The 14,190-nt window shown below is 45.2% G+C and carries 10 protein-coding genes; 5 read left to right on the top strand and 5 right to left on the bottom strand.

Annotated features, from left to right (window positions below; translation table 11 throughout):
- Positions 1 to 43: 43 nt before the first annotated feature.
- The 3 genes from rsmC to hemL all read right to left on the bottom strand — a co-directional run bounded on the left by rsmC (position 44) and on the right by hemL (position 3,787).
- Positions 44 to 1,066 carry a 16S rRNA (guanine(1207)-N(2))-methyltransferase RsmC gene (rsmC, locus tag APB76_RS01720; RefSeq protein ID WP_054962752.1) on the bottom strand — a complete coding sequence of 341 codons (1,023 nt, stop codon included), beginning with the start codon at positions 1,064 to 1,066 and terminating at the stop codon, positions 44 to 46.
- A 79-nt stretch (positions 1,067 to 1,145) separates the two neighbouring features.
- Positions 1,146 to 2,231, bottom strand: coding sequence for an AI-2E family transporter (locus tag APB76_RS01715; RefSeq protein WP_049845662.1), 1,086 nt, complete (start codon positions 2,229 to 2,231; stop codon positions 1,146 to 1,148).
- 263 nt (positions 2,232 to 2,494) lie between these two features.
- A complete protein-coding gene (hemL, locus tag APB76_RS01710) occupies positions 2,495 to 3,787 on the bottom strand; it encodes a glutamate-1-semialdehyde 2,1-aminomutase (RefSeq protein WP_054962751.1) in 1,293 nt (430 codons plus the stop codon).
- Between the two features lie 251 nt (positions 3,788 to 4,038).
- On the opposite strand from hemL, the gene erpA reads away from it, so the two are divergent.
- The 3 genes from erpA to APB76_RS01695 all read left to right on the top strand — a co-directional run bounded on the left by erpA (position 4,039) and on the right by APB76_RS01695 (position 8,836).
- Positions 4,039 to 4,380 (top strand): iron-sulfur cluster insertion protein ErpA, encoded by a 342-nt coding sequence (gene erpA, locus APB76_RS01705; RefSeq protein WP_049845664.1) that lies wholly within the window; start codon positions 4,039 to 4,041, stop codon positions 4,378 to 4,380.
- A gap of 245 nt (positions 4,381 to 4,625) precedes the next feature.
- Positions 4,626 to 5,708 (top strand): efflux RND transporter periplasmic adaptor subunit, encoded by a 1,083-nt coding sequence (locus APB76_RS01700; protein WP_054962750.1) that lies wholly within the window; start codon positions 4,626 to 4,628, stop codon positions 5,706 to 5,708.
- Positions 5,709 to 5,719: 11 nt separating this feature from the next.
- Positions 5,720 to 8,836, top strand: coding sequence for an efflux RND transporter permease subunit (locus APB76_RS01695; RefSeq protein WP_054962749.1), 3,117 nt, complete (start codon positions 5,720 to 5,722; stop codon positions 8,834 to 8,836).
- A gap of 55 nt (positions 8,837 to 8,891) precedes the next feature.
- Here the strand turns inward: APB76_RS01695 and APB76_RS01690 are convergent, their stop codons facing one another.
- Positions 8,892 to 10,178 carry a peptidoglycan DD-metalloendopeptidase family protein gene (locus APB76_RS01690; protein WP_054962748.1) on the bottom strand — a complete coding sequence of 429 codons (1,287 nt, stop codon included), beginning with the start codon at positions 10,176 to 10,178 and terminating at the stop codon, positions 8,892 to 8,894.
- Between the two features lie 129 nt (positions 10,179 to 10,307).
- Between APB76_RS01690 and tyrS the strand changes: the two genes are divergently transcribed.
- Together tyrS and APB76_RS01680 are read left to right on the top strand one after the other, a co-directional pair.
- Positions 10,308 to 11,495, top strand: a complete 1,188-nt coding sequence (gene tyrS, locus APB76_RS01685; protein ID WP_049845668.1) for a tyrosine--tRNA ligase — start codon at positions 10,308 to 10,310, stop codon at positions 11,493 to 11,495.
- Positions 11,496 to 11,920: 425 nt separating this feature from the next.
- The gene (locus tag APB76_RS01680) at positions 11,921 to 12,766 is read left to right on the top strand and encodes a magnesium transporter (RefSeq protein ID WP_054962747.1); all 846 of its coding nucleotides are present in this window, start codon (positions 11,921 to 11,923) and stop codon (positions 12,764 to 12,766) included.
- Here APB76_RS01680 and dacB read toward each other — a convergent pair.
- Complete coding sequence (dacB, locus tag APB76_RS01675) at positions 12,745 to 14,175, bottom strand: serine-type D-Ala-D-Ala carboxypeptidase (protein ID WP_054962746.1); 1,431 nt, start codon at positions 14,173 to 14,175, stop codon at positions 12,745 to 12,747. The genes APB76_RS01680 and dacB overlap by 22 nt on opposite strands.
- Positions 14,176 to 14,190: the final 15 nt, after the last annotated feature.

Raw genomic sequence — 14,190 nt, 5'->3', positions numbered from 1 at the left:
GGTGGGATGTAACCCAATCCAAGCGCTGGATTGGGTTGTTTGACTATTTTTTTGCGTGGTAGATGGTGAATTTATTGGTCTTATTTATCGTCTCACAATTACCGTAAGCTTGCTTAATAATCGGTGGGTACTTGAGGAAACTGTTCGCGACAATATACAAGTTGCCCTGTTTAGCACTATGTTTTGCTCCTTGAGCAAGCAAGTCTTCTGTTGCGCTGTAGCTGGTATCGAGCCCAGCGTGGAACGGTGGGTTACTGATGATAAAATCGTAATCACTGCTAGTGTCAGAGTAGACGTCGGAGGCAAACACTTTACCGGTAAATCCGTTGGCTGCTAGGGTCGCTTTGCTGGATTCTACGGCCAGTGCGCTAATATCACACATTTCTAGTTCGATGTTTGCGTTTAACTGTGCCATCACGCTACCAATTACGCCAGCTCCACAGCCAAAATCGAGTACTTTACCGCTCAGTTCTGGTAGCGTATCGAGCAGCAACTTGCTACCAATATCGAATTCACCATGACTAAATACTCCTGGCAAACTTTTAATTGTGAGCGATGTTTGCTGGTACTCGACTTGGTAGGTTTTAAACCATTCTTGTAGATTGAACGCTTTAGGCGTTTGAGTACATTGCCCCCAGTAAAATGAACAGCGGCGCGCTGAGTCGTATTTGGTAATTAGGCCATACGGCTTAAACATCTTTTCGATGCTTTTTACTCCTGAGCGGTTTTCACCAACGACAACAATTTCTGTCTCTGCGCCTAGCTTTGCCATCAGCATTGCCAGCAAGTACTCCGCTTCGGCTTTCGCTTTCGGCCAGTAAAGCAGCACCAGATCGGCTTGAGTTTGCTCGTGGAACTCTGCGCCAAATACACTTTTCACTTGTGGATAGGTGCTCAACTGTCGATGGTAGCCATAGTTGGTGGTGAATACAGTAACAGAGTGACAGTGTTGGGTTAGTTCAATAGGAAAAAGATCCTCAGCTTCTCCAGCGACCAAAACATGCTTGCCTTCGAAATAGGCGAGCTGTCTTTCAGCAATTTGACTTGGTGCAATATAAGCAGACATAGCAAACTCAGTGTAAAAAAAAGAGGGAGGATTTTCGCACAATCCTCCCTTATCTTGAAGTGATAAACGGTATTAGGCGTTAGCTGCGATCTTGTCGATCAAGGAAACCTTGGAACTCTTCTTCATAGATATTAAACAGTACCATTGTCACTGCAAAGATTATTGGGCCATAAATCAAACCGATCAAACCAAATAGATGTAGGCCACCAAGCAGTGAGAAGAAGATCATTAGCGTGTTCATCCCAGCACTGCCTTGCATCAGCAGTGGACGGAGCAAATTGTCAATCGAGCCAACGATTGCCACACTCCACACAGTAAGGAAGATTGCCCAAGTGGTATCGCCGGTTAAGAACAAGTAAATAGCGGCTGGAATCCAAATCAACGCAGTACCGACGACAGGAATAAACGAGGCAAAGCCCATCATGGTACCCCAGAACAGACCAGGGAAACCAGCTAGCCACATTCCGATACCCCCTGCAAAGCCTTGAGCAATAGCCGTTAGGAAAGATCCCATAACAGCAGATTTCGCCACTTGTTCTACTTCATCAAGCAGCTTATCTTCTTGGCTTCGCGAGAGGGGCAAAATATGCCGAATCGCGCTGATGATCTTGTCATGATCGCGAAGTAAGAAAAACAGTACGAACAACATCAAAAAGAAGTCCATTAAGAAGTTGGTCGCATCGCCTAAAATCTTTGCGCTGATACCAACAAGGTTACTGCCGAAGGAAGTGGCAAACTGCGCCACTTTTTGCGCAATTTCTTGTGGACTAATGGTATCGAACGGTAAATAGGTATTGATCAACGAAAGACCGTTCACGACCCAAGGGTGTTCAAAGATGGTTTGAATACCACCGTGTGTGACCCATTGGTAAACGTTTTGCGAGAATGATGAGCCTTGTTGAACGATAGCGGCAAAGACAAACAGCAGTGGAAAAACGATGATGAAAGTTAACACTACACAAGAGAGTAGGGAGGCCAAGTTGGTGTGCTTTGGCATACGCTTCTCTATCCATTCATGAATAGGGAACATCAGTAATGAGATGATAAACGCCATCACAATTGAGTTTATGTATGGCTCAACCAATAAAAAACACGCGAGCCCAGCAGCAAGTAGTGCAACAATCAATACCCAATGGCTGGAAGTTAATTTGATTTTATCTGACACATTTATTGTCCAAGTAATCGACACTGTATCCGTATAATGGCGGTAAACGTTAGTGTGTTCAACGCAAAATCAAAATGTTATTTGTGGAATGAAAAAGTATGGGCTGTTGCGAGAAAGAGAATTGCAGTGATAGTAAGCGTAAGACCAAGCGCACTATACCTTGGTTTTCTTTGCTTTTATTTGGGGTGGCTATCTTGGTCGTTGTGAACTGGAAATAACAAAGGCTGCATTAGGCAGCCTTTGTTCTGTCTATGAGCGAGTGCCTAAGCTTCTTCAGAAAGAATGGCGAAACAGCGGTCGGCTGCTTCTAGTGTGGCTTCGATCTCTTTGCTGCCATGAGCCAGAGAAGTGAAGCTTGCTTCAAATGCAGAAGGGGCTAAGTAGACACCGTGCTTTAACATTAAGTGGAAGAAGCGTTTAAAGCGTTCAATATCGCATTTAGCCACGTCTTCGTAACTTGTAATGCTCTCTTGTTCCGTAAAGAAGAAGCCAAACATGCCACCAACCTGATTCACCACTAATGGGATGTTGTGGCTGTCAGCTAGTGCTTTAAAGCCGTCCGCTAACTGCTTCGTTTTAGACGCAAGGCGTTTTTCATTACCTTCTTCTTTTAGTAGGTTCAAACAAGCGAAGCCGGCAGCCATTGCCACAGGGTTTCCTGAAAGGGTTCCCGCTTGGTAAACAGGACCTGTCGGAGCGATGTATTGCATCACTTCTTTGCGTCCGCCAAATGCACCCACTGGCATGCCGCCACCGATAACTTTACCAAGTGTGGTTAGATCTGGCGTAATGTTGTAATGACCTTGTGCGCCACCAAGAGCAACACGGAAACCTGTCATCACTTCATCAAAAATCAGCAGTGCACCTTCTTCATCACAGATTTGACGCAGACCTTCATGGAAGCCTTCAACTGGTGGGATACAGTTCATGTTACCTGCAACAGGCTCAACAATAATACAGGCGATCTCACCTTTATTTGCTGCAAACAGTTCGCGAACAGAATCTAGATCATTAAACCTTGCCGTTAGTGTATGTTTCGCAAAATCAGCAGGTACGCCAGGGGAGCTAGGTTGACCCAGAGTCAAAGCACCAGAACCAGCTTTGACTAATAGGCTGTCTGCGTGGCCGTGGTAACAACCTTCAAATTTCATGATCTTGTCGCGGCCTGTGTAGCCACGAGCAAGGCGAATCGCACTCATGGTCGCTTCTGTGCCTGAGCTTACCATGCGCACTTGTTCCATCGATGGTACTAGCTCTGAAACAAGTTCAGCCATAGCAATTTCCATTTCTGTCGGTGCTCCAAAGCTCAAACCACGTTGCGCCGCATCGATAACTGCTTCGCGAATGACTGCATGGTTGTGGCCAAGAATCATTGGTCCCCATGATCCTACGTAGTCGATGTAGGCTTTACCATCAGCATCAAAAATCAATGGGCCGTCAGCACGCTCCACGAAGATTGGTGCGCCGCCAACGCCGTTAAAAGCACGTACTGGAGAGTTTACGCCACCAGGAATGGTTTGCTGTGCTTTTTGAAATAGGTCTGCTGATTTGGTCATGGGATATCCTCTTTTGATTGCTCGGACCAATTTGGCTCGCATTGTACCTGCCCTATCCATTTCAATAAAACGCTTTGCGCCACATTCTGAATACTTTGGCAGCAAATAAACTCGATATAGTGTAAAAAATGGCGAGAAAAGTGGTGAATACTTGAACGCTTCACTCAGGTATTAGATAATCACTACACTATTAAAATTAAAGTTCCAGATGGTGAGTGCAGTCTGGATGTAGAAGACTGAGAGAGGTCATCGTGAGCGAAGTAAATATCCCATTAACATTTTCAGATGCAGCGGCTCAGCGAGTCGGCGCTTTAATTGCGGAAGAAGAAAACCCAAATCTAAAACTACGTGTATATATCACAGGTGGGGGCTGTAGCGGGTTCCAATATGGCTTTACGTTTGATGAAGCGGTTAATGAAGGCGATACCACCATTGTCAATAGTGGTGTCACGCTAGTGGTTGATCCAATGAGCCTGCAGTACCTAGTGGGCGGTCAAGTTGATTATACTGAAGGCCTTGAAGGTTCGCGTTTCTTCGTCAATAACCCTAATGCGACAACAACTTGTGGCTGTGGTGCATCATTTAGCGTTTAATCGCCACTTATTTTCCTGAGGCTGCATTGTGCAGCCTTTGTTTTATCTGCGATTCTCGTCTAGAAACTGAGACCTACTCTAAAATACTGTCCAACTGTATTTTCTTTTTATTTGGTTAATTTATATCCTGAATAGTACTTCTCGTAATTAGTTTACGAGCCTATATCTATGGCTTACCTATTGACTGCATAACTGATGTGAAATAGCAGCAATTTGGGTGCGATATAGAATCACTAAGGATAGTTATGGCTAGAATCTCTCCGTTTCGTTTTATCGCGACAAGACCGTACCTTGTTTCTCTTTTTTTTATCACCATGCTCACGCTCTGGCTAGGAGTCGGTATGCTTAATGCTGAAGACGCGACTCCACAGCAGAGTGAGCAAGAAATACCACTCGCAAAAGTGGCGTTTACTTCCTTTGTGGCCAGCCCGACGCATAAGAATATTGACCTTTATGGCCGCACTGCACCTAACAAGCAAGCCAAATTAGGTGCGGAAATCGCAGGGAAGATAACCCAGCTTAAAGTGTCCAAAGGAGATAGCGTTAAGCAAGGGCAAGTGATCGCCCTGATTGATAAAGGGGATCTTGAGATTCAGCTAGATCGTGCCAGAGCCATGCTCAAGGTCAAAGAAAAAGAGTTTAACGCAGCGAAATCACTGCAAAGTAAAGGGTTACAAGGTGAGGTAGCGTTTACCAATGCCCAAGCCGGGTTGGTTGAAGCAAAAGCCATGGTAAGTAACGCTAAGATTGCGCTAAGAAATACAGTAGTAACCACGCCCTTCAGCGGTATTGTTGAGCACCTGTTTATTGAAAAAGGGGATTTTGTCGGTGTCGGTGATCCTGTTGCTAGCTTGCTAGATTTGAGCAAGATAGTGATTGAAGCCGATGTAAGCGAGCGGCACATTCAAGATCTGGTCTTAGGCCAACAAGCAAAAGTACGTTTTATTAATGGTCAAGAAGCACAAGGTAAAGTGCGTTACATTTCCCGTATCTCTTCTGATTCTACCAATACGTTCCCAATTGAAATTGAACTGCCAAATCCTAAGCAGAGAATTCCCGCGGGAATTAGTACAGAAGTGTCTTTGAATCTGCAAGATCAATTGGCGATCAAAGTGACTCCGGCGATGCTCGCACTCGATGAGTCGGGAAACTTAGGGGTGAAAACTTTAGTTGATGACCGGATTAAATTTGTACCGATAAACCTTGTTAAAGCTGAACAAGACGGGGTTTGGCTGACAGGTCTCGGTGGGAAAGTCGACATCGTGACCACAGGTCAGGGCTTTGTTCGAGATGGCGATCAAGTGATCGCGGTTGAACAGCAAAACTAGGAGGCGCGACGATGTTTGCATTGATTGATGCTGCGCTTTCTCGTACTCGAACTATGATTGTGCTGCTGATGTTTATTTTGTTTGCTGGTGTGGTGACTTATGTAACGATTCCGAAAGAGTCTAGTCCAGACATCACTATTCCTATTATCTATGTGTCAGTAGGGCACCAAGGTATTTCTCCATCTGATGCTGAAAGGCTACTTGTCCGCCCGATCGAACAAGAGTTGAGATCGATTGAGGGTGTAAAGGAAATGACCTCGACGGCTTCAGAAGGCCACGCTTCAGTGATGCTCGAGTTCAGCGTTGGAGTGGATCTTAGTAAGGCGATGGCCGATGTGCGTGAGGCGGTCGATCTGGCTAAACCCAAATTACCAAGCGATAGTGATGAACCAACGGTTAATGAAGTCACGCTTGCGTCGGAGGAGCCGGCTCTTTCAATTGTACTTTATGGTACGGTCCCCGAGCGCACCATAGTTCAAATTGCACGGCAATTAAGAGACAAGCTAGAGAGTTACCGTCAGATCCTTGAAGTCGATATTGCAGGTGATCGTGAGGATATCGTCGAGATTATTGTCGATCCTTTATTAATGGAAAGCTATGGTCTTGATCAGGGTGATATCTACAACTTAATCGCGCTTAACAACAAAGTGGTCGCGGCAGGTTTTGTTGATACAGGCTACGGACGCTTTTCGGTCAAAGTACCGTCAGTGTTTGACTCTTTAAAAGATGTGCTTGAACTTCCCGTAAAGGTCGATGGCAAGCAAGTGATTACGTTTGGTGATGTGGCGACAGTCAGACGTGCATTCCGTGATCCTGAGAGTTACGCCAGACTTGATGGTAAGTCGGCATTAGTACTCGATGTGAAAAAACGCGCTGGTGAAAATAGTATCGAAACAGTGAGCTTGATAAAAGCGGTACTGGAAGAAGCGCAAAAACGCCCAGATTGGCCAAATAACTTATTGGTTAAATACACTTGGGATCAATCCAAAGACGTTAAAATGATGCTTAATGATCTGCAAAACAATATTTTGTCTGCAATCATTTTAGTTGTCATCGTCATTATCGCTATCTTAGGTGTGCGCACTGCGTTTTTAGTTGGTGTGTCAATTCCTGGTTCGTTCCTGACGGGTTTGTTAGTGCTGTCGGTATTTGGCTTAACGGTCAATATTGTTGTGCTATTTTCGTTGATCATGGCCGTGGGTATGTTGGTTGATGGTGCGATTGTGGTCACCGAATTTGCAGATCGAAGAATGCAAGAGGGGACACCAAGGCGAGATGCCTATCGAGATGCGGCAAAACGCATGGCGTGGCCGATTACTGCTTCAACTGCAACCACCCTAGCAGCATTTGCCCCACTGCTTTTCTGGCCTGATGTTACGGGTGAGTTTATGAAGTACTTGCCGCTTACTTTAATCGCAACATTGACGGCTTCGTTGGTGATGGCGTTATTGTTTGTCCCTGTGTTGGGTAGCTTGATGGGTCGACCTCAGCACGTGACTAAAGCGCAAAGGCAGGAAATGGTCGCGTTGCATGAAGGTGACTTCTCTAAGGCGACGGGTATTACTAAGCTTTACTTCCATACTTTAGATATTGCCATACGTCATCCTTTAAAAATTCTGTTTAGTGCGATACTCCTTGCAATAGGCGTTGGCTTTACTTATGCCAAAGCAGGATTGGGCGCCGAGTTTTTCCCTGCTGTTGATCCACCTTTTTTTACCGCTAAAGTGCGTTCTTATGGCGATCTTTCTTTGGACGAGAAAGATATCATTATGCGCGACATTGAGGCGGTGATGCTTGGACAAGATGAGTTTGAAAGCGTCTATACCAAAACGGGAGGGGATGACGAGATAGGTCAGATTCAGATCACGCCAGTCGATTGGCAATATCGCCGTAAAGTGAAAGACATTATCGAAGAGCTTAAACAGCAAACGGATCAATATGCGGGGGTAGAAATAGAGTATAAATTCCCCGATGCAGGCCCACCAGTAGAGCACGATCTGGTGATCGAAATGTCGGCGCGAATCCCAGATGAGCTAGATGGAGCCGCCAAGTTGGTTAGACTGTGGGCGGACAACTACCCAGCGTTTACTAACCTTAGTGATACATCGAGTAAAGAGGGCATTGACTGGCAGATTGATATTCGTCGTGATGATGCCTCGCGGTTTGCTGCCGATGCTACCCTAGTGGGCAATACGGTTCAGTTTGTGACCAATGGTCTGAAGATTGGTGACTATCTCCCTGATGATGCGACCGAAGAAGTGGATATATTGGTTCGTTACCCAGAAGAAAAACGCGATATTGGTCGTTTTGATCAATTGCGAGTCAAAACACCGGCTGGCCTTGTTCCCATTACCAACTTTGCCAATATTATTCCTGAGCATAAGCAAGATACGATTCGTCGTATTGATGGCCATCGAGTGATTAACATTATGGCTGATATAAAAGAGGGTTATAACCTCGCATTAGAGTTGCCGAAGATTAATGAGGCGGTGTCTGGTCTTGAACTCCCTGCCAGTGTTGAATTTAGAATACGTGGTCAGAATGAAGAGCAAGAAAACTCTTCTGCCTTCCTGCAAAACGCTTTCTTGGTTGCCTTGGTGGTGATGGCACTGATCCTGATCACCCAATTCAACAGTTTTTATCAAGCATTCTTAATCTTAAGCGCAGTGCTGTTTTCTACTGTTGGGGTGTTTGTTGGCTTATTGGTCTTTCAAAAGCCGTTTGGCATTATTATGTCAGGCATCGGTGTTATCGCGTTGGCGGGCATAGTGGTCAATAACAACATTGTATTGATTGATACTTACAACCAACTACTAAAACGGGGGCTTGATAAGCGAGAAGCGATTCTGCGTACCGGTGTGCAGCGTTTAAGGCCGGTATTGTTGACTACAGTAACGACAATTCTCGGATTGCTACCTATGGTACTAGAGATGAACATTGATTTAATTAATCAAAAGATCGAGTTTGGTGCACCAAGTACCCAATGGTGGTCGCAGCTAGCAACAGCAGTTGCAGGAGGATTGGCATTCGCTACGTTGTTGACCCTAGTGCTGACTCCGTGTCTGCTTATGTTGGGGCGAGTGCATAAAGTGGAAGAGCAGGCGAACCAAGTCATTGAAGCTGATTAGTCCTCAATAGCCCAATCATAAAAAAGACCCGCATGTAAACTGCGGGTCTGCATGTTTATGGGGTAGCAAGTAACTCGCCATAACGTTCAAGTTTTTCAAGCCTCAACTTAGCGTTGGCAATATAGGTGGTCTTTGATTTACCCGTCAGTGACTTGGATTGGGGTAGTTTCACCGTTCTTGCGTTTTTGTGGACACCGTTAACTAAGAATTCGTAATGGAGGTGTGGGCCAGTGACGCGACCTGTGCCTCCTAACGTACCTATTGTTTGTCCTTGCTTAACACGTTGCCCGGTTTTGACCTTACGCCGTTGTAGGTGAAGGTATTTGGTGATGTAAGTATTGCTGTGTTTGATGAATACATAGTTGCCGTTGAACTGGTTGTAACTCGATTTAAGCACTGTTCCGTCACCTGCTGCCCAAATCGGTGTACCGACAGGTGCCGCGTAATCAGTGCCTCGGTGAGCGCGAACTTTTCCGGTCACTGGGTGGCGACGGGTCGGGTTAAAGTTCGAAGTGACACGACGGAAATCAAGCGGTGAGCGTAAGAAGGCTTTTTTCATCGCGCGACCATTTTCATCATAGTAGTTGCCAGTTTTATCATCGAGAATCGCTTTAAAGGTATCGCCTTGGTTTTTGAAGATGGCAGCGATGATCTTGCCTCGTCCAACCACTTCTCCTTCAACCACTTTTTCCTGATAAAGGATCTTAAAGTGGTCTCCGCCTCGAATATCTAGAGCGAAGTCAATATCCCAACCAAAGATCCCGGCAAGTTCCATAATCTGATTGGGTGTTAAACCTGCGTTAACACCGGCATTCCAGAAATTTGAGGTGATGTCGGCCTCAGCGTAGTTGTATTGAAAGTGAACTTCTTTTTTATCGATCGTTGAGGAGTAACCGCTATCGGATTTAGTGACAAGAAATGTCTCGTATGGGCTAATCACGCGTTTGAGTTGAATTAATTGGTTGTTTTCATCAAACCCAAGTTGAAAGGAATCACCAGGTCTAACCCGAGTTAATTGGCGTTGAATGTCTTTATTGGTTGAGGTTAGTTGGTATAGCAGGCGAGAAGAAAGCCCTGCACGCTGGAATAGTAGCGCCATACTATCCCCAGAACCAATCGTATGTTTTTCCCAACGCAATACAGTGAGCTTGTGGGCAGATTCTTGCAATGCGAGCTGTTCAAGATCAATAGCTAATGGGTAGGCTTGGCCTACTTGATAGTTACTCTCCTCTTGGCGGAGATCTTTGGGCGCAGGCAGAAACAGTGCGATAACGATAAATGCGCTAAATATGGCGATAAGGGCTCGATGAATCCATGGTAATCGAGCGAAAAGAGACAACATCTTATGTCCGTTCTAAAAAATTCAGTAAAAAAGCTTAGCTGTTTAGTCTAACTGGTTTCAAAAAGCATCGCTATTCAAGTAAGATGACCAACTAACAAATTTTTGCCAAATCTGTGGGAGTGAACAAGAATGGCGAGCATTGAAGCTGCACTAGCCGAGATTAAGCGCGGTGTTGAAGAACTGATTCCAGAAGAAGAACTGATTGCTAAGTTGAAAGAGGGGCGTCCTCTTCGCATTAAATTAGGTGCCGATCCTACCGCACCAGATATTCACCTTGGTCATACAGTGATTTTCAATAAGCTTCGTGCATTTCAGGAGCTAGGCCACGACGTTACTTTCCTAATCGGTGACTTTACTGCGATGGTCGGTGATCCAACGGGCAAAAACAATACCCGTCCACCACTAAGCCGTGAAGACGTACTGCGTAACGCTGAAACCTATAAAGAGCAGGTGTTTAAAATCCTAGATCCGGCTAAGACTAAGATTCAGTTTAATTCTGAGTGGCTGTCTGAACTAGGAGCTGAAGGTATGATTCGCCTTGCTGCTAACCAAACTGTGGCACGTATGCTAGAGCGCGATGACTTTAAGAAGCGCTACGCTGGTGGTCAGCCTATCGCGATTCATGAATTTATGTACCCACTGCTACAAGGCTACGATTCAGTTGCAATGGAGACGGACGTTGAGCTTGGCGGTACTGACCAGAAGTTTAACCTGCTAATGGGACGCGAGCTGCAGAAATCTAACGCTCAGAAGCCTCAAGTTGTGCTTATGATGCCACTTCTTGTTGGTCTAGATGGCGAGAAGAAGATGTCTAAGTCAGCAAACAACTACATTGGTATCAGTGAAGCGCCGAGCGAAATGTTTGGTAAGATCATGTCGATCTCTGATGACCTAATGTGGAACTACTACGACTTGCTTTCATTCCGTCCACTTGAAGAAGTGGCTCAATTGAAAGCGGGTGTTGAAGCGGGCCAAAATCCACGTGATGTGAAAGTAGCTCTGGCAAAAGAGATCATTGCGCGCTTCCACTCTCAAGCAGAAGCTGACATGGCAGAACAAGAGTTCGTCAACCGCTTTGCTAAGAACCAAATCCCTGATGAAATGCCAGAGTTTGCATTTGATGCGGGTTTACCTGTAAGTAACCTGCTTAAAGAGGCTGGGTTATGTGCCTCGACATCTGAAGCGATGCGTATGGTTAAGCAAGGTGCGGCTAAGATTGATGGTGAAAAGGTCGCAGACTCTAAGTTTGCCCCTGAAGCAGGAACTTACGTATTCCAAGTTGGTAAACGTAAATTCGCTCGCCTAACAATCAATTAGGCGATAGCATTCAGCAGTACTATGTTTGATAGAAGCGCCTTAATTAGGCGCTTTTTTGTTTTCAAAGAGATAGATTGAATATCTAACTTTTTTGCCCAATTAGGCTGATTTACAACACAACTTTTGTTATCATCCTCGCGCTGCCAAATCGGCAGTTTTTTCGGAGACTTTTATGAACAATATCGACCATCCTCCTAGTATTAAAGGGGAAAAATAGTCCGCTTCGGTATTGTCGTCTCATGTCTCTACCTTTGCGGTAGAGTGCTTCTTATCTGTTTGTGAATCCTCACGTTTTTCTCCTCTAAATTCTAGAATCCTATACAGTTCTCTGTACATTCATTGTGCAGGCAGTGCGTTTGTTTATTCGAAATTGACGTGTGACTGTATTTGATGGTCGTTACCAATTGCCAATCGGGAGATTCGCCATGACGGTAATGAGCAATACTTACATTGAAAATACCCCGCACTTTTCTCAAGAAGAAATAGGTGCTGCTCGCAATGCATTTTTGCAGTACGAGCAAACCCAGCAGGTTCATTTACTCACAGTGATGCCAGTAGAAGAAGCTGTTGGGATTTTACATCACTGCTCAGTGGGCTATGTCCAGCAGTTGATATCTGCGCTTGAGCTTGGTGGGCACGACAAGTTAGCCCGACACTATGCGCATCAACTGGGCTTTATTCACTCAGAAGTGGAAACATCCAGCAGTTATCTAGATACCTCGGTCATTGGGCATGTTAAGCAGCGCATAGGCTGGATCATTGCTCTTGCTTTACTGGGGATAGTCTCAGGTTTAATTATTGCTCAGTATGAAGATACATTAAGCCAGTTGGTGCTATTGGCTATCTATATGCCGGTAATAGCAGCAGCTGGTGGTAATACAGGTACTCAAGCGGCAACCTTAGTTATACGAGCCTTGGCGACTGGTGAGTTACGTAAACGGCAGTGGCTAGAGGTGTTTTGGAAAGAGAGTCGAGTCGCTATTTGTTTGGCTTTTGCCATTGCTTTGGTGATTATTGGGCGCATCTTACTCTTTAGTGATAGCAGTAGTACCGGGGGCTTTGAGCTCAATACCATCGCACTTGCTATCGCGGTTGCACTGTTTATTCAGGTGACGATGTCGACCACACTAGGTGGATTACTGCCTATCCTAGCGCGTGCATTTAAGCTTGATCCTGCCGTGCTGGTAAGCCCGGTTTTAGCGTCTATCGTTGATATCTCAGGAATGTGGATTTACTTCACTGTGGTGAACTACTTTTTAGGTATCGCCTGACTGAAGTTAACAATATCTTTGTAGAACAAGGTTTCAAACTTGGTGATCGGGGCGATGGTAGGTTTATCATCGCCCTTTGTTTTTGGTGGGTGGTAGTCAGTCACAAACTGAACAAATAGCGTACTCGGCTTACCTGAGTTATCTAACCCATAGCCCGCCATATTATAGCTGCCATACACTGAACCACTTTTGGCAATTAGCTCACCTTTAATTGGTGCTTTACGCATACTGCGACGATATTTAAGTGTTCCATTGGTGCCCGATGTTGGCATTAAGGAGATCAAGTCAAGTTCACTGTCATGTTGCCAAATATAGCGCAGCACCGCCGCCATGTTTTGACTGGTAAAGCGGTTATTACGTGATAAACCTGAACCATCTGCCAACGGGGTATGTTCAATATCAATGCCTGTTTGAGCAAACAAAATCTGCTTGATAGCCTTAGTACCGTTAGCAAAACTGCCGGGTTGTATAAAGAACTTGGCACCTAAGGTTTTAGTTAGGTTGTCGGCGATAAGGTTATCTGATTTCTTTAGCATGGTTTCAAGTAGCTTAGGTAGCGCCTTTGAGCGATGGGTTGCAATCACTTTACCTGATTGTTCGGGAGCACCAAGCCGAATACTACCGCTTAACTCGATATTAAGTTGAGTAAGAAGTGTATTAACAATTCTCTGCGCATACAGAGCAGGATCTTGAACTGCAAATTTAAGCGGGAGCGGCTTGCTACGGTTTTGCAAGCATCCTTGAAGCTGATAGTGGTTGTCAGGTGAAGAAAGTAACTCTAAATCGCATTGAGTGCTCTCTTGTTCAATTTTAGAAACTGAACTTGCCACTGTGGTGACATAAATTGGTTGATGCTCGGGCACATAGACTCGAGTTTTGCCATCTTGTTGAGTATAAATAGAGGCTTGAACACAGTTTTCATCCAGTGAAATTGCACTCGCCGGAGCGCTGTAACAGACACCAAGAATATCCCACGGCCAGCCGACCGCCCGGTCGTAGCCAGTAAATGCGCTATTATCGAGCCAAAGATCTCCGCTTATCCTCGTGATGCCTTGATTACTAAGCTTACTCAGTAATTGTTTTAAATCTGGTGTCGTTAAAGTCGGATCGCCACTAAAACGTACGACGACATCTTTACCTGCTTGCTCAATATTAGTTTCAAACATGAAGTTGTCACCGAGTTCTAGTTTAGCGGCAAGTGCAGTGACGATTTTTAAAGTACTGGCAGGAGGAAAAAGCTGGCTCTGATTGTCAGTTTGTTGAAATTGAGTTTGGTTTTTCAGCGCCTCAACCGTAATTGCCGCACGACTACCTAGGGGCAGTTCATCAAGAGGGGAATATGCCCATGCAGTCATGCTGATTAGAAAGAGTAAGCAAGCGGAAGTAACACGATCAACACAGCACAGCATAAGAGATTCACGATT

Origin of the sequence: Vibrio bivalvicida (assembly GCF_001399455.2) — a bacterium.
Classification (GTDB): Bacteria; Pseudomonadota; Gammaproteobacteria; order Enterobacterales; family Vibrionaceae; genus Vibrio; species Vibrio bivalvicida.
Note: the sequence above shows the minus strand (reverse complement) of the source record. Positions and strands in the feature narration are given on the sequence as shown.